This window comes from Flavobacteriales bacterium, assembly GCA_016779995.1.
GTDB lineage: Bacteria > Bacteroidota > Bacteroidia > Flavobacteriales > UBA7312 > UBA8444.
In genome coordinates this window covers 141,930-163,166 of record JADHMO010000004.1, presented here as the reverse complement: position 1 = coordinate 163,166, position 21,237 = coordinate 141,930, and the positions used below count along the sequence as shown (strand labels likewise).

Below are 21,237 nucleotides of genomic sequence, written 5' to 3'. Positions count from 1 at the left end.
TTTCTTTTGATGAAAACATTACTATTTGTTTTTGGTAGAACAAATATAATAAAAAGTCTGATTATTGATTATTTAGATAATACTCTTGAAAAGTCTTTTTATAGCCCTCAATATCTCTGTTTTTGAAAAAGGTTGGAAAATTTGGACTTGCAATGACAAAAACGTCATAATCGTCTCCAAAAACACCCCTTACATCTCCCTCAACAAATGCCTTGTAATAGCTCATAGCCTTGCTTTTGTTGGGAAACTCCCTGACTGTAATCATGTGGGTATGGTCGTCAAAAAGTAAATCGCTAACATTTAGCCTATCTAGTCGATAATATTCGGCGTGATAGTCGGAAAGTGTGGACTTAGCAATAGATACTTCGAGGTCAAACTCCTTAAACAACAAAATAAAATAGTGCCCCGCATTGGGCTTATCCAAATAAGCTAGGTCTTCCTCACTTAATACCATCTTATCGCCTTCTAATTCCTCTAGTTTTAAATACACCAATATCTCTTTAGCGGATTCTGCAACCTGATGTTTGGGGTATTTCTCCACGATTAGCGTGAGGGCATTAATGTAATTGCTCTTGGTCATACCAAAGCCTTTAGCCATAGTTTTCAAAAAGTCGAAGTTGGGGTAAAGGGTATTGTTGGGGTTGTTTTTGTTGACTCGCTCACAAAGATTAATACAAGCGTCGAATTGAGACTGTAAATAGTATTGGTGTGCCTTCTCATAATCCGTGTTAAGTAGGCTATTGGCTTGAACCAATTCTTCGGCATAGTCGGGATCTTTAATGAGTTTGGCGTAGTCACTTTGGGGAAACTCTTTGAGCAACATATTTTTATAGTCCTTAGCAAAGTCTATATTGCCTTTCTCCTCGTGTAGTCTATACAAAAAATACAAGACCATTACCCTATTTTCGCTGTTTGGAAAACGATTATTTAGAGTTTCAAAAGTACTTATAGATTGGGGGATGTCGCTTAGTTTTTCCTTATAAATCACCCCTGCATCGAAATAGGCTTCTATAATTTTTTGGTTGGACTCTTTCATAGCTTCAACCGTTACGGGTAATTCTTTTAGATAGGAGTCTCTGCTCTTAGGGTCAAACTCGTCTTCATTTGTGGTGTCTGCCAAAGCCTCCTCTATGGTTAGTGATTTTTTATCTGAACGTCGCCAATCGTCTTCTAATTTTCTTTTTCCCCATTTTCTGTTGAACTCTGAAAAACCAAAACTCAGCGTATTAGGATTGTCAAAATACCAATCCCCACCTCTGTTTTGGTTCAGCCTATTAAAGCTATTGTTTTGTTGTGGGTCGTTAAAAAAGTTGTTTTCAGAACGTCTAGAGCTTTCTAGCTCTTTTAAGCGTTGTTCTTCTTGTTTTAGCTTTTCTATAATATTATCGATAAATGCCAAACGCTCTTTTTCTGGCATCAGCGCTACACGCTGTATGCTGTCTTGGTGTTGAATAATATCCAAATTGGTAATCAGTTCTGTTAGGGTTTTTTGTCTAGCTGAAGCCGGTACAAACCTATCGTTGTCAGTGCTCATATAGGCAACGGCAGTATCGTAGTAAGCTTGAGAAAAACGGTAATTTTGTTGATCGTAGTAAATGTCAGCTAGTATAACGCTTGACAAGGATTTTTGAGCGTCGTTTTTAATGCTTTTAGCAACCGACTTAACATACAGAGGGATAGCTTCTTTAGTCTTGCCTTGGCGTTTAGAAAGTTCCGCTAAACCAAAATAGATAACGTCTAAAAACTCTTTGTTTTTGGCATCTTTCAACATCTTATTAAGTTCGTCTTGAATTTGTTCAGAACCCCCTGAAGAAGTGTCAAAAGAACGTGCTCTATTAATTTTAGCATTAAATGTCATTTCATAATCTGGACTTATCCGTATGACTTTAGAAAAATAATTGGTAGCCGCAGAATAATTCTCTTGGTTGTAATGCAATTGTGCAATAATGTATAAAAAGCGGGACTTTTCTCTTTTCTTTTTGGTTAAAGAAATCGCCTCCTCTAACTCCAAAATAGCTGGGGCATAGTCTTTTTGTCGAATATGGTAATGCGCCATTACCAAGGCTAACTCTTTATTAAGTTCGGTGGGGAAATCTTCGTCAGACAAAATTTCTTCAAGTATGAGGTCTGCTGAGCTGAGGTCATTAGCTTCTACAAAAGATTTGACTAGCCAAATTTTGGCTTCATAAGAGGAGGTAAGCCCCTCAAATTGTCGGCTAACCAATCGAAAGGCTTCTACACCTTTGATGTGTTCTTTTTTGTAGAAATAGGCTTTTCCAATAAGCAAGTAACAATCGTCAATCCAGCGGTTATACTCCTTGCCTTTAATAAGCATAGAGTGTTTGCTGATGGCTTGAGCACTCTTTTTTAGTGCTTTGTCCATTTGAGGGCTTACACTTTGTGCGTCTTTATCTGTTCCAAGGGGGTATATGCTTAAAAGTTCATTAAAATCATCTTTGTGTTGTGTTTCCAGTCTATTTACACCTGACTTATAGCTTTCTTTAGCGTTAAAATACCAGTTGTATCTTGTAGTGGTCTTGTGATAGGCTTTGTTAAAAAACTTGTTCTTAGTGGTTTTGCAAGACCCCAAAAAAAAGATGGTGAGCAACAAGAAAGAGGCTAGAATGAAAGATTTGGTTTTTACAAACATTAGTGCAATAACTTATATCTGACAAAATTATTTTATTTTCTTGAATAAAGATTAAAGGGTGTTAAGATAAAATTTTAAGATATTTGCAGCGATTATGTCGAAAGATAAAAAAAAGAACTCTTTTTGGAATAGGTGGCGATTCAAATATCGCTTTGTTATTCTCAATAGCGAAAACTTCGAAGAACGCTTATCGTTCAATATGTCGAGGCTAAACGTCTTCTTATTGACCTGTATTACCGTAACTTTATTAATGGGTGGGACTGCTTTGGTTATTGCTTTTAGCCCATTGAGAGAGTATATCCCTGGTTATACGAGCACAGACATAAGGCGACAAATGGTCACCCTTAACCTGTTGTCGGATTCTCTAAGTGTTGAATTAATCAACAGAGAACGCTACCTCCAAAACATCAAAAATATTATCGAAGGTCGCAACATAGACACAAACCAAATAGGGGTAGTGTCGCTCAACTCAACACAAGAAGATATTAATTTTGAAAAAACACCTGAAGATTCTTTGTTGAGAGAGCAGGTGGAGGCAGAAGAAAAGTTTAACTTTTTTGGTTATACAAACGTGGATAATCAAAGTATTGAAAAACTCCTGTTTTTTCTACCTGTAAAAGGTCTTGTTACTGGATCGTTTAATGTTGAAGATGAACACTATGGTGTTGATGTGGTTACTAAAGAAAATGAACTTATTAAAAGTACGCTTAATGGGGTGGTAGTGATGTCTTCTTGGACTTCTGAAACTGGTCACGTCATAGTTGTTCAGCACGAAAACAATCTACTTTCTGTTTATAAACACAACTCTGTCTTGCTAAAGAGTCAGGGTGAGAGAGTTAAGGCTGGAGAAGCTATTGCTATTATTGGAAACTCTGGCAAATGGAGCAGTGGTCCACACCTACACTTTGAATTGTGGTACAACAACAACCCTGTTGACCCTGAACAGTATATCTTATTTTAACAGATGGGTGTAAAGTCTTTTTTTGGTGTTCTGTATGCTCGTGTTGTAAAACAACAAAACAAGTGGTGGATAAAAAACCCTATAAAATCTCAGGAAAAGATTTTTAACTCCTTAATGTCACGAGCGTCTGAAACGGCTTTCGGAAAAGAACACGATTTCAAACACATTCGCACTTACGAAGATTTTAAATCTAAAGTTCCTGTAAGAGATTATGAGGGTTTAAAGACTTATGTTGAGCGCGCATTGGAAGGAGAAGAAAGCGTTTTATGGCCGGGTCGCCCCTTGTATTTCTGTAAAACATCGGGGACCACCTCTGGCACCAAATACATTCCTATCTCAAAGGAATCTATGCCGTATCATCTGAAGGGTGCAAAGGACGCTATTTTGAGCTTTATTGAAGAAACGGGCGAGGCTAAATTTTTAAATGGTAAAAACATTTTTATACAAGGAAGTCCAGAATTAGATTTTAGTAAAAAATCACCGATAGGGCGTTTGTCTGGTATTGTTGCTCACCATATCCCTTGGTATCTGCAAAGAGATAATAAGCCGTCATTTGAAACCAACTGTATTGAGGATTGGGAAACAAAAATAGAGGCTATTATTGATGAAACCCTTTCTGAAAATATGACTCTGATAAGCGGTATTCCTCCTTGGGTACAGATGTATTTTGAAAGACTTGCTAAACGAACAGACAAAAAAATCAAAGATGTCTTTCCTAATTATAGCTTGTTTGTGTACGGTGGTGTAAACTTTGAGCCTTATAAAAATCGTTTTTTGGAGTTGATAGGAAAAGATGTGCCAAGTGTGGAAACATACCCGTCCTCAGAAGGCTTTATTGCTTATCAAGACAAACAAAAAACTGAGGGTTTGTTGTTGTGTGTTAATCACGGTATTTTTTATGAGTTCATCGAGTCAAGCCAATTTTTTGAAGAAAACCCTAAAAGAATAACTCTAGCAGACGTAGAGGTGGGAAAAGATTATGTTCTTATTTTAAACACCAACGCTGGTTTATGGGGGTATAATATTGGTGATACTGTTCGTTTTGTTTCTACCTCTCCGTACAGGTTGGTGGTAAGTGGTAGAATAAAACACTTTACCTCTGCTTTTGGGGAACACGTTATTGGTAAAGAAGTTGAGGAGGCTATGCGTGAAGTTTTGAAAAAGCAAGGTGCCGTAGTAACCGAGTTCCATGTTGCTCCAGAGGTGAATCCTAAAACAGATTTGCCTTACCACGAATGGTTTATAGAGTTTAAAGAACCTCCTGCCGATGAGTTTGTGTTTGCTGAGGACCTAGACGAAGCTATGCAAAAACAAAACAGCTATTACAAAGACCTCATCGAAGGAAAAGTATTAAAACCATTAACAATAACAAAGGTTCGGGAGGGTGGATTTCATCAATACATGAAGTCCGAAGGTAAATTAGGGGGACAGAATAAGCCGCCTCGTTTGTCAAATAATCGTAAACTTGCAAATAGCTTAACCCCCTTTTTAGATGACCGACAATAAAAAACACATCGCCATACTGGGTTCAACCGGCTCAATAGGCACTCAAGCTCTTGATGTAATAGAAGCTAATACGGATTTGTTCGTTGTTGAAGTGCTCAGCGCCAATTCCAATAGCGACTTATTAATAAAACAAGCCCTGAAGTTTAATCCAAACGCTGTTGTTATTGTTGATGAAACAAAATATCAAGAGGTGTTTGAAGCCTTGTCAAGTCAAGACATTAAGGTTTATGCTGGTAAAGAAGCTTTGGCTCAGGTGGTGGAAATGGAGGATATAGACATGGTGTTAACCGCCCTAGTTGGCTATTCTGGATTAAAGCCTACAATAAGTGCCATAAAAGCCAAGAAAAACATTGCTCTTGCCAACAAAGAAACTTTGGTGGTGGCGGGTGCTTTAATTACAGACTTGGCAAAAAAATACGGTGTAAGTATTTATCCTGTTGATTCCGAACACTCAGCAATCTTTCAATGTTTGGTAGGAGAGTTCCACAACCCTATTGAAAAAATATACCTAACTGCTTCAGGCGGTCCGTTCAGGGGGTGGACAAAAGACCGTCTGTTAAATGTTACAAAAGAACAAGCGTTAAAACACCCTAATTGGGATATGGGGGCTAAGATTACGATTGACTCGGCGAGCTTAATGAATAAGGGGCTTGAAGTTATAGAGGCAAAATGGTTGTTTGGTTTAAAAAGCGAACAAATAGATGTTATTGTACACCCGCAGTCCATAATACACTCTATTGTGCAGTTTACAGACGGCTCTATGAAAGCTCAAATGGGTTTGCCAGACATGAAGCTGCCTATACAGTATGCTTTAGCTTACCCGCAAAGGATTGTTTCGGATTTTCCACGTTTCGACTTTATGGACTACCCAAGTTTAACCTTTGAAAAGGCTGACACTGACACTTTCAAAAATTTAGCACTAGCTTATAAAGCGATGAATAAAGGGGGTAATATGGCTTGTGTTCTAAATGCTGCTAACGAAGTTGTTGTAGATGCGTTTTTAAAAGACAAAATAGGCTTTTTAGAAATGTCTGATGTGATTGCCGATTGCATGGAAAAGAGTACTTTTGTGGCGAATCCCACATACGATGACTTTGTGTCGTCAGACGAAGAAAGTCGGGTTTTAGCTAACGCACTAATTTAAATAAATGGAAGAAATAATAATTAAAGCAGGACAACTTCTCTTAAGTTTGTCAATATTGGTCATCTTACACGAACTTGGACACTATATTCCAGCTAAATTATTTAAAACCCGAGTAGAAAAATTTTATCTGTTTTTTGATCCTTGGTTTTCTCTTTTTAAAAAGAAAGTAGGCGACACTGAATATGGTGTAGGTTGGCTACCTCTTGGTGGGTATGTTAAGATTTCTGGTATGATAGACGAGTCTATGGACAAAGAGCAAATGAAAAAACCTCCTCAGCCTTGGGAGTTTCGCTCAAAACCCGCTTGGCAACGACTCATCATAATGTTGGGTGGTGTTACTGTAAATGTTATTCTAGCTTTCGTTATTTACTCTTTTAGTTTGGTGATATGGGGAGAAAAATATTTGCCTAGTGAAAAGGCGACTTACGGCATACATTGTGATTCTCTAGCTTTAGCTGCGGGTTTTCAAAACGGCGATATAATATATTCCATCGACGGAAGCAAAGTAGATCGTTTTGCTAGAGAAAACGGAAGTCTGCATTCAGAAATGATACAAAAGCTGATTCTAGATGATGCTAAAATAATTACTGTAGTAAGGAGTGGCAAACAATTAGATGTGCCGTTTACAGAAGAGGTCAAAAATGCTGTTTTAGCAAAAACACCGCTGTTCTCGCCAAATATACCTTTTGTTATTGGGGGTTTTAGCGAGGGTTCTGTGATGAAAAAAGCAGGAGCTCAAGTTGGCGACCGAATAGTTACTATTAACAATAGGCCCATGGGGTTTGCGGGTGACGTCATTGCTTACACGCCATCACTAAAAGGAGATTCTGCAACTGTTGTGGTGGACAGAAACGGACAAGAAAAAGAATTTAGCGTTTTCTTGGAAGAAGGTATTATGGGTGTGCAATTAACGTCGTTTTCATCTTTGTATGAACTAGAAACAGAGCAATATAATGTGCTTACAGTATTTCCAGCAGCACTAAAGAAAACACAGTCAGAAATTGCCAACTATCTTAAGCAGTTTAAACTCATTAAAAAATCACCTGAATCTGTAGGTGGTTTCATTTCTATTGGCAGCATTTTCCCTCCTGTTTGGGATTGGCAGCGTTTTTGGAGTTTAACCGCTTTTCTTTCTATTATGTTAGCAGTATTAAACTTATTGCCTATTCCTGCTTTAGATGGGGGTCACGTTATGTTTTTATTATATGAAGTGGTTACTCGCAGAAAGCCTAATGAAAAAGTAATGGAATATGCCCAAACCTTAGGTGTAATATTGTTATTGGGCTTAGTGTTATATGCCAATGGAAACGATATTTTTAAATTACTATCATAGCTAACTAAAAGATAAAAAATAATGAACGATACGTTTGGAATACAAGAGGCATTAAAAGAATTAGGTTTAAAAGAAATCAACAACGGCAGCTCTACTGGTAGCGATTGTTTTTCTAGCGGAGAGCTTTTAGAGTCGTATTCTCCTGTTGATGGAAAATTAATTGGAAAAGTAAGGTGCAGCACCAAAGAGGATTATGAAAAGGTTATGTCGGCAGCTACCTCTGCGTTCAAAAATTGGAGAACAGTACCTGCCCCAAAACGTGGTGAAGTGGTTCGTCAATTCGGAGATAAACTAAGAACACACAAAGAAGCTTTGGGAAAGTTAGTTTCTTATGAAATGGGCAAATCTTATCAAGAAGGTTTGGGTGAGGTTCAAGAAATGATTGACATTTGTGATTTTGCGGTTGGATTGTCTAGACAATTACACGGTTTGACTATGCATTCTGAACGTCCAGGACACAGAATGTACGAACAATATCATCCTTTAGGAGTGGTGGGCATTATTTCTGCCTTCAATTTTCCAGTGGCTGTGTGGTGTTGGAACACCGCTTTGGCGTGGATAGCTGGTGACACTTGTGTGTGGAAAGGTTCTGAAAAAACGCCATTATGCTCAGTGGCTTGTCAAAACTTAATTGCTGAAGTCTTAAAAGAAAACGATTTAGAAGAAGGTATTTCTTGTATCGTGACTGGTAACTACGAAGTTGGTGAAATGATGACCAACGACAAACGTATGCCGCTAATCTCAGCAACAGGCTCATCAAGAATGGGACAAATAGTAGGGGCAACAGTGGCGAGTCGTTTCGGTAAATCGTTGCTAGAGCTTGGCGGAAACAACGCTATCATTATCACGCCAACCGCTGACCTAAAAATAGTTGTTCCTGGCGCTGTATTCGGTGCGGTCGGAACCTGTGGGCAACGATGTACCTCAACAAGGCGTTTAATTATTCATGAATCTGTTTATGACACCGTTAAAAACTCTATTGTTAGCGCGTACCAACAGATTAAAATTGGAAATCCTTTAGACGAAAACAACCACGTTGGGCCGTTAATTGACAAAGATGCTGTGGGCATGTATCAGGACGCGCTAACTAAAGTTGTTGAAGAGGGTGGTAAAGTCTTGGTTGAGGGTGGTGTGTTAGAGGGTTCTGGCTACGAAAGTGGGTGTTATGTAAAACCAGCTATTGCTGAAGCAAAGAACGATTTTGCTATCGTTCAACACGAAACTTTTGCTCCAATATTATACTTAATTAAGTATTCTGGTGAATTAGAAAACGCTATTGAAATACAAAACGATGTGCCACAAGGCTTGTCGTCTGCTATCATGACCTCTAACCTTAAAGACGCTGAAAAGTTTTTGGCTTCTTCTGGTTCTGATTGTGGTATTGCCAATGTCAACATTGGTACTTCTGGCGCAGAAATAGGTGGTGCTTTTGGTGGCGAAAAAGAAACTGGTGGTGGTAGAGAATCAGGCTCTGATGCTTGGAAAATATATATGCGTCGTCAGACCAACACCATTAATTATTCTGATGAACTACCGCTTGCTCAAGGCATAAAATTCGACTTATAATAAAAGGTCGTATTTTTGTAGCTTAACCAATTAGTCTAATGCGATTATTATTTTTGCTTTCATTTGTGTTGTTTGGATTTAACTCTTTTGCTCAAGTGTCGTGGCAAGCTCCAGAGTCGGCTAAAGAGATTAACAATCCGTATGCTGGTAATAAAATAGCAGCTCAAAAAGGTCAAGTGTTATACTCTAAGTTGTGTTGGACGTGTCATGGCAAAAACGGAAAAGGTGATGGCCCTGCCGCTACCAACCTTAAGCCCAAACCTAGGGATTTTTCGTCTGCTGACCTACAAAAACAAACTGACGGCGAGTTGTTTTGGAAGTTGTCAAACGGCAAGGGCATGATGGTGCCCTACAAACACTCTTTGAATGAAGAAAAACGCTGGCAACTAATAAACTATATAAGAACCCTAAGCGCAAAGTAGATGAAAAAAATTGTTGTTCTTGGTTTGTTGTTGTTGAGTTTGGATGTTAGAGCACAAGAAAAGGAGTATGTAAACGCTTTTAAAAACAAGCAGCTTATCAATGCACAAACCGCTGTAATTCCTGAGGGTTTTGACTTTACCATCATGCATCGCTTTGGTAAGATTGGTCTAGACGATAGGGTGTATAAAGACTTTTTAGGTTTTGATAATCCTGCAAACATTCGCTTTTCATTGTCTTATAAGTTAAACGACAGGCTTTATGTTGGGGTGGGAAGAACCAAAATTGGTAAAACCATAGATGTTGAGGGTAAATACGTCTTGTTAAGACAAACCGCCGACAACAGTTCACCTTTAAGTATTGCTATTTTTAACAACACAGGAATAAACACCGAGCCGTTTAACGATTATGGTCCTAATGCTTTTTTCTCTGATAGTATAACGCCTTTTGAAAATAAGTTTTCTCATCGTATAAGCTACACAACAGAGCTTATTCTTTCTAGAAAGTTTAGCGATAAACTATCGCTACAATTGAGCCCAACAATGATATATAAAAACCTAGTTTGGGGTTTGGAAGAAGACCACTTTACGTTTGTTCTTCCCTTTAGTGGTCGTTTTCAATATTCGTTTGGTAGCGCAATATTATTTGAATACGCTCACAAACTAAACAACCGTTCTGAGTCGGCGCTTGACAACCCCTTTTCTTTAGGTTTTGAATTTGGTACAGCGGGACACGTTTTTCAGGTGTTTATGAGTAATAGTTACTATTTAAGAGAAGCTAATATTTACACTCTTGAGCCTTATGATTTTTATCAGGGTCCAAATGAGTTTGTGTTGGGTTTTAATATTCGTAGAGTATGGTGGTTTTAGGTGTAAAAAACATAAAAGGCTTGGTGTTCGTTCTTTTGTTAACAACGGCTATTCTAGCTTCTTGTAGTAAAGACCGTTTGATTGATGTTGAACCTTATATATATCCTACAGAGTATTGGAAAAAAGATTCTTTGGTTTATACTCTATTGTTAGACACTGCTGTTCTGAATCAACAAGTAACGCCTTACGGCATATCTTCTCCTGACACCTTGAGTTTGTTTTATGAAACACAAGAATATACTCTTACTTTTTTAGAAGAAAGTAAGGACAGTGTGTTTGTTGGGGTTACTAATGGGGTGTTTGAGCTTATGTTAGACTCCTTGTTTTTATATAATAGTCAAGACACTTTGAGACAAAAAGTGGTTGTTAAAGAGGATTCGTTAATGGTTTTGGAATACACTCTGGTGAGCGGCAGTTATATCAGGGTTTACAAAGATTATTATCATCTTTTAGATATGGGGGCAGAGGTGCCTTTGGTTAGCTTTTTGAACGACATCTACAATCCTATTTTTTATAATAACGGTGAAGGAAGGTGTATGCCTTGTCATAATTCTGACGGTGGACAAATAAGACTTGCCCCAGCTAATGTTGCCTATGAAAACCTTATTAATGGTATAAGTAAAAACGATGGTGGGGTGAGTTATATCAATAGCCTACAGCCTGAAGAAAGCTATTTATATCGCTTGGTGGCAGACGAAGATGTTGAATATTCGATGCCGCCAAACAACGCTCTAACACCTTTTGAAGTACAAACTATTTTGACCTGGATAAGCCAAGGTGCTCAAGAGAATTAGGTTTTTTTTCTATCTGCTCTTTTTTTTAGTATTTTTGTACTTACAGATTATCTAACTTAACCTCTTTAATATGAACAAGTTCTGCTTCTTATTTTTTGCTTTTTTTGTCGGTGTTAATTTTTCTTATGCTCAATGTACAACCGAAAACGCTTTGGGTTGTGAGTGTGAAGACGCAAACGACACTTCTTGTGATTTACTACCTGATATTACTGTTTCTTGGCAATGGGGTATAGGTGACTATGAAGAGTTTCCTCCTGGTGAAGGTTTGCAAAACGGTGAAATTAACTACCCTGAAAATTGGTTTGAAATAACCCCAGAAGTCGAAGCTATGGGCAGGATAAGAGTGGGGGCAAGAACGCCTAATATTGGTTCTGGTCCATTAAATTTAAGAGGTGTTGACAAAGACGGATATAGATGGATGATTTGCTACGATAGTGGTGTTGCTGACACCTTTTCAGTTTATGATCCTGATTGGAACGAACAAAGTTATTGTCCTGATAACAGCACTCCTAAACACATTTCTATTCAAAGAGTATATCATAAAAATGCTGACGGAAGCATGGATTTTTATGAAGTAATGGTGGGCACAATGGAGTATCACCCTACACATGGACACATGCACTTTAACGAATGGACAATAATGTCTTTACGTATTCCTGACCCCAACAACATGGAAAACCCTCTAGAGTGGGAAGTTGTCGGCGATGGTGCAAAAGTTGGTTTTTGTGTAATGGACCTCGGAAACTGTAGTAGTGTAAATGCGGGTTGTAGAGACGATGAGTCTGTTTACAACGAGGGAAACCTTCTTTCACAAGACGACTTTCCTAACTATGGTCTTGGTGGTGGTGAATATGGCTGTAGCCCTATTTCACAAGGTATTTCTGTAGGGTATAACGACACTTATGGTTCGTATTTAGATGGTATGTTTTTGAATATTCCATTAGGCACTTGTAATGGAGACTATGCTGTTGTTTTAGAGGTTCCTCAGGTGATGCTTGAAGAGCGTCTGGATAACAATTTCACATGGTTTCCAGTAACTTTAACACAACAATCTGAAGTACCAAACGTACCAGAAATTACAAGTTCTGCTACTAACTTGGTTTGTGAGGGAGAAAACGTTTCTTTATCTATAGACGCTCCTGACAACACAACTTTGTTGTGGTCAAACGGAAGCACCTCTGAGTCTATTGAAATTAATCAGGCTGGAACGTATTCAGTAACAATAAATAGCGAAGAGTTTGATTGTCCTGCCACAAAAAATATTGTTGTTTCTACTATCAGTAATCCTAGTTTTGATTCAGTAACCATTTGTAAAAACGAAAGCGCTGAGTTAACTGTAGGTTCAGAACACGATGTTACTTGGTACGATGAAAATATGAATGTTGTAGGCTCAGGTCTTAGCTTTACAACACCAGTATTAAACGAAAGTGTTAACTATTATGTCACTAATAGTTTTTCTGATAACAATGTAGGTCCTGAGCAACATGAGGGAGATTCAAATTATAGTGGAGGTTCAAATGCTATTGGCTTTCTTTCTTTTGATGCTTTGAGCGCGTTTACTTTAGAAAGTGTAAGTGTTTATACAGAAGAACCTGCTGAAAGAAAATTTATATTGATGAATGAGGCTGGTGAGGTTATCGCTGAACATACTGAATTTATCGGTTTTTGTGCTGATGAACCTCAAGTGGTCGTGTTAAACTTTGAGGTTCCTGCTGGAGTAAATTATCAAATTGGCACAGATGCTGAAGTAAATGTAAGTAGTGTTGGCGGAGAAAACCCACAACTGAAAAGAACAGGTACTAATGGTGGTTTGTCATACCCATATGTATTAGACGGAAAGGTCTCTATTAATAAAGCTGTTTATTACGGACAAGGTATAGACAATAGTGGTGGTGATGATTATACAACTTACTACTACTACTTATATAATTGGGTAATTGTTGGCGAGCCTATTGAGTGTAATCCTGTTGTTTTTCCTGTAACAGTAGAAGATTGTAGCTCTATAGATGAGATTCTTGTAGATATAAGTATATATCCTAACCCGACCGAAGGGCTTGTTGCTATAAACCTAAGCCTCGAAAAAGAAAATAATGTAGGTTTGACTTTAAGCAACTCTTTAGGTCAAATGGTATATTATGAAAACTTAGGAAAATTGACTAAATTAGATAAGTCTTTTGATTGGTCAATGCTACCAAAAGGTATTTACACTATAAGCTTTAATATAAACAATCAGAAAACGTTTGAAAAGATTGTCCTTCAATAAAACAATCCTCATATGGATGATGTTTCAATTAGGGCCCTTAGGGGCTCTTTTTGCGCAAGGCAATTGGCAAAATTTCACCACAGAAAATACTATTCTGGTAGATAATCAAATCAATGATATTCTAATTGTTGATGGTGTAAAATGGATAGGCACAAACTGGGGGCTATATACTTACGACAACACCTCTTGGGTAGATTATACTGATATGCTTCCCCATCCTTTAGTAAACTCTATTTCAATAGATAAAGAGGGGTATATTTATGTTTGCACTTTAAGTGGCATAGCTATTTATAATGGGAGTTCGTGGGAAACTATTACCTCACAGAATAGTATTGTTACTAGTCATGTTAATGAGGTGGTTTTCGATGATGACAATACAGCTTATATTGGCACTATTGATGGTTTGTTTAAAATGAGTAATGATGACATTTCTATTGTTCTTGATTCATCTTCTTTAGAACCAAGTTTTATAAATGTACGTTGCTTGACTTTTAAGGGCGATTCTTTATGTATTGGCACTGTTAATGGTGGTTTAGGTTATTTGTATAACGACTCTATTAGTTGGTATAATGCTAATAATGGATTAATAGACAATACATCCACTGATATGGTGGTTGATGATGAAAATATATGGATAACTACTCCTTATGGTGGTTTAATATCACATTTATTGAACGGGAATTTCTTAGTTTTTAATACCGGTTTTTTTAGTGGTTGGCCCAGCAACAGTTTAAACACCATATACAAAGGTGATGACTTGTTTTACATTGGTAGTAGTGGTGGTGGTTTTTTCTCTTTTAGTTATGAGTTTGGCATTCAGAATACAAATACCTTCAATACTGATAATAGCGGTTTAATTAATGACTATGTATTATGTATAGAAAAAGATGAATTAGGTTATTGGATAGGAACAGAAGGAGGGTTAGTGTATTGGACTGATATATCAAGTGTAAATGAGTCTAATCAAGTAAATAAATCAGCTTTTAATATCTTCAATAATAGATTAACTTTTCCTTTTAAAGGTGATATAACTATTTATTCCTTAGATGGAAAGCGTGTTTTTTCTGCTTATAATAAATCCAGTGTAAATTTATCTTTTCTTAATAGAGGTAGTTATATTTCAGAATTTAACAATAGCCGTTCTATTTTAATTCTAAATTAATCAATATTTAACTTTGGTCTTTCATCTCTATTAGCCAGTTCCCAGGCTGTTAAGAAAATGTATCTACTTATTTTTTCAACTTTTGGAAAGTGTATTTTATCAATAGTATCTGATGGTTTGTGATAATCAGCATGTACACCATTAAAATAAAATATTACAGGAATATTATTTTTAGCAAAGTTGTAATGGTCTGAACGGTAATAATATCTATTAGGATCATCTTCATCGTTATATTTATAATCCAATTCTAGATTAATGTATTTATCATTTACAGATTCACTAATATCATGTAATTCAGTACTTAATCTGTCCGAACCTATTAGATAAATGTAATTTGGATTATCGTGATAATCATCAATTCTACCTATCATATCTACGTTTAAATTTGCTATTGTATTTTCTAATGGATAAATAGGGTTTTCAGCATAATATTTAGAACCTAACAAACCTTTTTCTTCAGCAGAAACCGGCATAATAAGTATACTTCGTCTTGGTCCTTTACCTTCTTTTTTTGCTAACATAAAAGCTTCTGCTATTTCCATAATAGCTACAGTACCTGAACCGTTATCGTCTGCACCATTATAAATCAATGAGTCTTTAATACCTAAGTGGTCATAATGTGCTGTAATTACTACTATTTCATCTTTTAAATCACTTCCTTCAATAAAACCGATAATGTTTTCTCCTCTGATATAATTATTATTAAGCATCTTTTCTAAAACACCATTTTTATCCCATTTCCATTTGCCATAACGTTTAACTGTTTTGACTTTAAATTTTTGAAAATAAGAGTTGTTTTTATAGGGAGGTATGCCTATTTCTTTAAAAAAGTTGGCAATATAATTTGCCGCCATTTTCTGACCTGGCTGACCCGTTTCTCTACCTTGCAAAGAATCTCCAGCTAAAACACTTATGTGTTTTTGTAAATCTTCAACAATTATAGAATTAGCATATTTAAGTTTAGGAGTAGTCTCTGACCAAGTGTTTACTTGAGCAAACAATCCTAAAGGAAATAATAGTAGTAATATTTTTTTCATGGTACTTATTTAACAACTTATTTTATCAACTCTTCTTTGATGTCTTCCACCTTCAAAATCTGTATTTAAAAAAATATCTATTATTGAAAGCGCTTTTTCTAAATCTATGAAACGTGCTGGCATAGTACATACATTAGCATCATTGTGTAATCGTGCTAATTCAGCAATTTCAACCTCCCAACATAATGCTGAACGTATAGCTTGATGTTTATTAGCACTCATATTTATTCCATTACCACTGCCACAAAATTGAATTCCTAATTCATTAATTCCATTTTCAATAGATTGGGCTAATTGATGAGCAAAATCAGGATAGTCTACACTATCTGTACTAAAACAACCGTAATCTGTTACAGTATAACCTTTGTTTTTTAAATGTGATATTACGCTCTCTTTGTAGTCAAAACCTGCATGATCACATGCTATGCCTATATTTTTACTCATTTGATGGTAATGTTTATAAGGGTTAATAATTATATTAGTATATCATAAAGATTATTAACAAACAAAACTCATTTTTTGTTAATTACAGTTAAAAATTTTAATAAATTTTAGTTGACTTTTTAATATCTGTTTTGCTTTCATTTTTTTTAGCATTTCTACTAATTTTTACCTAAATTTTAATAGACAAAATGTTAAGATACTATTAACATAAAATATAATTTTTAAAGCTCTTTTTTTTCAAAATTAAATTGTTAGTTAAACTTTAATATTCTTAATAAATAATATTAATAAATATATAAGTTCTTTATTTTGTGGTGTTTATAATAAAATAAGAAGTTAATTAATTGTTAATATCCATTAATAACTAACATTAAATAGTTTTATTAAAAATAATTATCAACTTAATTAACAGCCTATATATAAATACATATTATTATTAAAATTAAAAATATTATATATTTATTATAACCATATCAATTTCTCTTTTTTCAATATCTACTTTTCTAATTTTTACTTTTAATGAATCACCTAAAGTAAGTGTTCTTTTGGTTTGACTTCCGTAAACACAATAATTTTTTTCGTCGTATATATAAAAATCTCCTGGTATGTTTTTTAGTCTTATTAATCCTTCGCAAGCTGTATTTTTAACTTCCACAAAAATTCCAAAATCAGTAACTCCTGATATTATTCCATCAAACGTATGACCTACAAATTGAGATATGTATTTGGTTTGCATATATTTTATAGAATCTCTTTCAGCTTTAGAAGCTATAATCTCCATTTCAGAAGAATGTTTACATAGTTGTTCTATTTTAGTTCTATTATAGCTTTTTCCACCACTTAAATAATGTTGTAGAAGTCGATGTACCATAACATCAGGATAACGTCTTATAGGTGAGGTAAAATGGGTGTAATGATTAAATCCTAATCCATAGTGTCCTATATTTTCTGTTGTATATACTGCTTTTGCCATAGTTCTTATTGACAAAGTTTCTATCATATTTGCTTCTTGACTTCCTTGAATATCTTTTAGTACTTTATTCATGGATTGAGCAATTGTCTTTTTATTTTCTGTTTGTAAATTATAACCAAACTTTTTTAAGAATACACTTAATACATCTAATTTATCAGGATCTGGACTATCATGAATTCTATAAACAAAAGTTAAAGATTGTTTTCCAATAAATTCAGCTACTTTTCTATTAGCTAAAAGCATAAATTCTTCTATTAATTTATGAGCATCTTTACTTTCTTTAAAATAAATAGAAATAGGATTACCCTCTTCATCAATTTTGAATTTTGTTTCTAATCTTTCAAATGAAATAGCACCATTTTTTATTCTTTTATTTCTTAATATTTTAGCTAGTGAATCCAGTTTTAAAAGTTCTTCAACATATTTACCTTTTTTGTTAATTATAATATCTTGAGCATCTTCATAGGTAAAACGGTGATTAGATAAAATGACTGTTCTTCCAAACCATTCATTATATACTTTAGCCCTTTCATCAAGTTCAAAAACAGCCGAAAAACATAATTTTTCTTCATGAGGTCTTAACGAACATAAATTGTTTGATAATATCTCTGGTAACATAGGAATTACTCTATCAACTAAATAAACAGAGGTTGCTCTTTCTTGTGCTTCTTTATCTATACTATCATTTTCATGGATGTAATGAGAAACATCTGCTATATGAATTCCAACCTCCCAATTTCCATTTTCTAGCTGTTGAATTGATAGAGCATCATCAAAGTCTTTAGCATCATAAGGATCAATAGTAAAAGTTGTAATATTTCTAAAATCACGTCTTTTTTTAATTTCATCAGATGTAATTTTTGAAGGAATATTTTTTGCAGCATTTTCTATATGCTTATCGAATTTATTATTGAAATTATATTCAGCTAAAATTGAATGAATTTCTGCTTGATGTTCTCCTGGATAACCTAATATTTCTTTTAATTCAGCCGTTGGATTAGTTTTTTTATCACCCCAGTCAACAACATTTACTACAACTAATTGTCCATTTTTAATAGTTTTAATTTCTTTGGCAGGTAGAAAAATATCGAAATGTATTTTTGGGTTTGAAAGAAGTACAAAAGCATGATTTGTAGCGAGTTCAACAACACCAACAAATTGTTCGGTATTATGTTCAATGACTTCAATAATTTCACCTTCTTTTTTACTCTTTTTAAAAGAAGGAAAAACAGAAACCTTTACTTTATCACCACTTACAACATTTGGAATATATTTTCTATGAATAAATATATCATCATCAAGAGTTGTACAATTTATATAAGCATTTCCTGCACTATTTATATCTATTATACCATCTACAATTGTAGATTTACTTTTTAATTTATACTTACCTCTAGAAACAGAAACAATTAAATCATGTTGTTCCATATCCTCAAGAACAATTTGAATTAAGCGTTTGGTATTTTCATCTCCTACACCTATTTGTTTTGAAAGCTGTTTGTAATTAAAAGCTTTTCTAGGGTTTTGACGAAGAATAGATGTGATAAGAGATTTTAATGTGGATTTTTCAATATTTCTTTTTTTCTTTTTTCTACCCATTCAACGAAAATATAAATTAAATGTGTTTACTTTGCTTAACATGAGAAGAGCTTTTCATTTTATATTGTTAATAGTATTTTTATCAGCTTGTGGATCACAATCTAAATCTACTTCAGTAGGTTGTGATACTGGTAAACAAGGCAAAAAAAATAAAACTAAACAAGGGTTGTTCAAAAAAGGAATATTACCTGCTAGTTCTAACCCTTAAAATTAAATCAGATGTTAAAAGGAAAAAGTATAGGAATATTATTTATTGTTTTAGGACTGATATTCTTATTGAATAATCTCAATTTAATAGAGGTTTCTTTAGCAGAACTCATTAGAGTGTATTGGCCTGTAATACTTATTTGGCTAGGTGTAGACAAGCTACTTAGGAAATCTATAAATGAGGATAAAAAAGATTAAAGTCTTTTTGATATTTTAACCTTATCATTGCTTTTACTTCTTCAGAAAAATCATTTTTTTTAGCTGCGCTCATATTAAGTTTTTGTAATTCTGACTCAATATTTAAATGTTTACAAACGGTATTAAAATCAGCGTTTAAATTTTCCATTTTTCCAACAAAGTCCATTACAATATTATCGTTTTCATCACAAACAAAAGTATATTGAGGTTTGAAATGAACCCAATTCATAATTTCTTCTTTTTCCAAACCTTTTAAAACAAATTCATCAAAACTTGCAAATTCTTGTAAGTATGAATTAGAAAATTCTAAGTCTAGATTATTGATACCACCTTCCTTTAAAAATGTATATGCAGAAAAGAGTCTATCATAAGGATTTCTTACAAAACAAAACTTATACAAAGAATTAAAAACGTTTTCTCCATAATGTGATTTGTAAAAATTGACACTCCGATGACCCCATTTTACATCTCCAAATAGAGCGTTTGAAATAGAAATTCCAGCGGTTTTAGGGATATGAAAAAAAACACATTTTTTCTCTAAAAAAATAGATAAAATAGGGTTAGTTTCTTTTTTCTCAACACCTAAAAAGACTTTTATTTTATTGTAAAAAGAACTCACTATTTAACGTTTAAAATTTATAGTATTCAAAATTTGAGGAAGATCTTTTTTAGAAAAAAATAGAAACCATAAAAAGATAAACACCGCATAAATTATTACTAATACACTTCCCAAAAACAAAGGACTAGGATTTAAACTTATTCCTTCAATAATAAAATAACTAGGAATACATAAACCGCAAAATAAGATTATAAGCTTGATATATTCCGTATGAAAGAGATGTATATTTAAGTGTTTGTTCAAAACATAAGTACAAGCAATATTTTGTAATAAAATATTAAAAATATAAACTACACCTAAACCAACTAAACCCCACTTGCTTATTAACGCAAAGTATAATAAAAATGAAATTAATGAAGTGATTATTGAAATATCTCTCATAGGTTTTTCTAAACCTGTCATTTGAAGCATTAAACCTACAGACCCCATAGAAACATTAATAAGCTGACCAATTACTATTAATGATAATAAAACACTACCCTGAATAAAATCATTACCAAACAAGGACATAATAGGTTTAGAAAAAAGAAAAATAAAAACCATTAAAGGAAAACTTAATAAGAAAATATACCTTCCATTTAATTGAAAGTAATGTTCTAAATCCTTTAGCTTGTTTTGTGAGTGAAGTTGAGATATAATAGGGGAAAAAATAGAATTTACAGAAGTTAGTACTAATGGCATAAAAGCAGCAATAGTCAAAGTTACCGAATATATACCCAACTCAAAGGTGCTCAAAAAATAAACCAATACAATTTTATCTCCGTGTCTTCCTAGAGCTAAAACACTATTAGTTATAAGAAGATTTAGACTATATTTTTTTTCTTCTTTATTAAAATTAGTTCTTTTAAAATCCGAAAGACGAGGTAATAATCTTTTAATCAGAATTATTAGAAAAATAAAAGCTAGTACCGAGCCAAAAACTTCAGCAATAATATAACCCTCTAATTGCCAACCCCAATTAAAAAATAGAACAACCAAACCAATTTTAAAAGGTAACCTAAGAAAAGTGTTAATTATAGTACTTTTTTTCACCTCTTGAAGACCACGAATAGTTTGTTCTGCTAAAATCAAAAAACTATTTACAAACATCATAAACCCAAACAAAGGAACATACTCCTTAAGTTTGGGAGTTTTTAATACGTTATCAGCAACAATTTCTGGAAAAAAATAAAATAAAAAAGAAATAGGCAGAACAACACACAGATTTATTATTGAAGTATTAGTAAGGTAGGAAATAAGGTTGTTATAGTTTTGAGTAGCTTTGTACTTTGAAATGAAACGAATAAGCCCATTGCCATATCCAAAACTTAAAAATATTCCTAATACACCAATCGTTGTTATACCTAGACTATATATTCCTAAAGCATCAGCACCTAAAATTCTAGACAAGTATACTTTAAAGAAAAAACCAACTATTACAGAAATAACAGTACCAAAAAAATATACCGCAGACTGACCAACAATTTTTTTAACTAAGGACATTCACCATATC

The 21,237-nt window shown here is 34.2% G+C and carries 18 protein-coding genes; 12 read left to right on the top strand and 6 right to left on the bottom strand.

Annotation, left to right across the window (positions count from 1 at the left end):
• Window positions 1–61: 61 nt before the first annotated feature.
• A complete protein-coding gene (locus ISP71_04575; GenBank protein MBL6663362.1) occupies window positions 62–2,650 on the bottom strand; it encodes a tetratricopeptide repeat protein in 2,589 nt (862 codons plus the stop codon).
• Window positions 2,651–2,744: 94 nt separating this feature from the next.
• Here ISP71_04575 and ISP71_04570 point away from each other — a divergent pair, with 94 nt between their 5' ends.
• The 10 genes from ISP71_04570 to ISP71_04525 all read left to right on the top strand — a co-directional run bounded on the left by ISP71_04570 (window position 2,745) and on the right by ISP71_04525 (window position 14,668).
• Entirely contained in the window at window positions 2,745–3,611 is an 867-nt protein-coding gene (locus tag ISP71_04570) for a M23 family metallopeptidase (GenBank protein MBL6663361.1), read from the top strand.
• 3 nt (window positions 3,612–3,614) lie between these two features.
• Window positions 3,615–5,117 (top strand): GH3 auxin-responsive promoter family protein, encoded by a 1,503-nt coding sequence (locus ISP71_04565; GenBank protein ID MBL6663360.1) that lies wholly within the window; start codon window positions 3,615–3,617, stop codon window positions 5,115–5,117.
• Window positions 5,104–6,261, top strand: coding sequence for a 1-deoxy-D-xylulose-5-phosphate reductoisomerase (locus ISP71_04560; GenBank protein MBL6663359.1), 1,158 nt, complete (start codon window positions 5,104–5,106; stop codon window positions 6,259–6,261). Before ISP71_04565 ends, ISP71_04560 begins: the two co-directional genes overlap by 14 nt.
• 4 nt (window positions 6,262–6,265) lie before the next feature.
• Complete coding sequence (gene rseP / locus ISP71_04555; GenBank protein ID MBL6663358.1) at window positions 6,266–7,594, top strand: RIP metalloprotease RseP; 1,329 nt, start codon at window positions 6,266–6,268, stop codon at window positions 7,592–7,594.
• A gap of 21 nt (window positions 7,595–7,615) precedes the next feature.
• Complete coding sequence (locus tag ISP71_04550) at window positions 7,616–9,160, top strand: aldehyde dehydrogenase family protein (protein MBL6663357.1); 1,545 nt, start codon at window positions 7,616–7,618, stop codon at window positions 9,158–9,160.
• 38 nt (window positions 9,161–9,198) lie between these two features.
• On the top strand, window positions 9,199–9,582 hold the full coding sequence (locus tag ISP71_04545; GenBank protein ID MBL6663356.1) for a cytochrome c: 384 nt from the start codon (window positions 9,199–9,201) through the stop codon (window positions 9,580–9,582).
• Window positions 9,583–10,449: a hypothetical protein gene (locus ISP71_04540; protein MBL6663355.1), complete on the top strand. Its 867-nt coding sequence runs from the start codon at window positions 9,583–9,585 to the stop codon at window positions 10,447–10,449.
• The gene (locus tag ISP71_04535; GenBank protein MBL6663354.1) at window positions 10,437–11,243 is read left to right on the top strand and encodes a hypothetical protein; all 807 of its coding nucleotides are present in this window, start codon (window positions 10,437–10,439) and stop codon (window positions 11,241–11,243) included. Before ISP71_04540 ends, ISP71_04535 begins: the two co-directional genes overlap by 13 nt.
• A 70-nt stretch (window positions 11,244–11,313) precedes the next feature.
• The gene (locus ISP71_04530) at window positions 11,314–13,506 is read left to right on the top strand and encodes a T9SS type A sorting domain-containing protein (protein MBL6663353.1); all 2,193 of its coding nucleotides are present in this window, start codon (window positions 11,314–11,316) and stop codon (window positions 13,504–13,506) included.
• A gap of 16 nt (window positions 13,507–13,522) precedes the next feature.
• Window positions 13,523–14,668 (top strand): hypothetical protein, encoded by a 1,146-nt coding sequence (locus tag ISP71_04525; protein MBL6663352.1) that lies wholly within the window; start codon window positions 13,523–13,525, stop codon window positions 14,666–14,668.
• On the opposite strand, the gene ISP71_04520 is transcribed toward ISP71_04525, so the two are convergent.
• The 3 genes from ISP71_04520 to rnr all read right to left on the bottom strand — a co-directional run bounded on the left by ISP71_04520 (window position 14,665) and on the right by rnr (window position 18,721).
• The gene (locus tag ISP71_04520; GenBank protein ID MBL6663351.1) at window positions 14,665–15,705 is read right to left on the bottom strand and encodes a M28 family peptidase; all 1,041 of its coding nucleotides are present in this window, start codon (window positions 15,703–15,705) and stop codon (window positions 14,665–14,667) included. The two genes, ISP71_04525 and ISP71_04520, sit on opposite strands and share 4 nt — an antisense overlap.
• 9 nt (window positions 15,706–15,714) lie before the next feature.
• Window positions 15,715–16,149, bottom strand: coding sequence for a ribose 5-phosphate isomerase B (gene rpiB, locus ISP71_04515; protein MBL6663350.1), 435 nt, complete (start codon window positions 16,147–16,149; stop codon window positions 15,715–15,717).
• Window positions 16,150–16,600: 451 nt separating this feature from the next.
• Window positions 16,601–18,721: a ribonuclease R gene (rnr, locus tag ISP71_04510; GenBank protein ID MBL6663349.1), complete on the bottom strand. Its 2,121-nt coding sequence runs from the start codon at window positions 18,719–18,721 to the stop codon at window positions 16,601–16,603.
• Between the two features lie 40 nt (window positions 18,722–18,761).
• Between rnr and ISP71_04505 the strand changes: the two genes are divergently transcribed.
• Together ISP71_04505 and ISP71_04500 are read left to right on the top strand one after the other, a co-directional pair.
• Window positions 18,762–18,929, top strand: a complete 168-nt coding sequence (locus tag ISP71_04505) for a hypothetical protein (protein MBL6663348.1) — start codon at window positions 18,762–18,764, stop codon at window positions 18,927–18,929.
• Window positions 18,930–18,940: 11 nt separating this feature from the next.
• Complete coding sequence (locus ISP71_04500) at window positions 18,941–19,126, top strand: hypothetical protein (protein MBL6663347.1); 186 nt, start codon at window positions 18,941–18,943, stop codon at window positions 19,124–19,126.
• On the opposite strand, the gene ISP71_04495 is transcribed toward ISP71_04500, so the two are convergent.
• Window positions 19,101–19,745, bottom strand: coding sequence for a sulfotransferase family 2 domain-containing protein (locus tag ISP71_04495; protein ID MBL6663346.1), 645 nt, complete (start codon window positions 19,743–19,745; stop codon window positions 19,101–19,103). The genes ISP71_04500 and ISP71_04495 overlap by 26 nt on opposite strands.
• Window positions 19,746–19,748: 3 nt before the next feature.
• Window positions 19,749–21,227, bottom strand: a complete 1,479-nt coding sequence (locus tag ISP71_04490) for a flippase (protein MBL6663345.1) — start codon at window positions 21,225–21,227, stop codon at window positions 19,749–19,751.
• Window positions 21,228–21,237 lie beyond the last annotated feature (10 nt).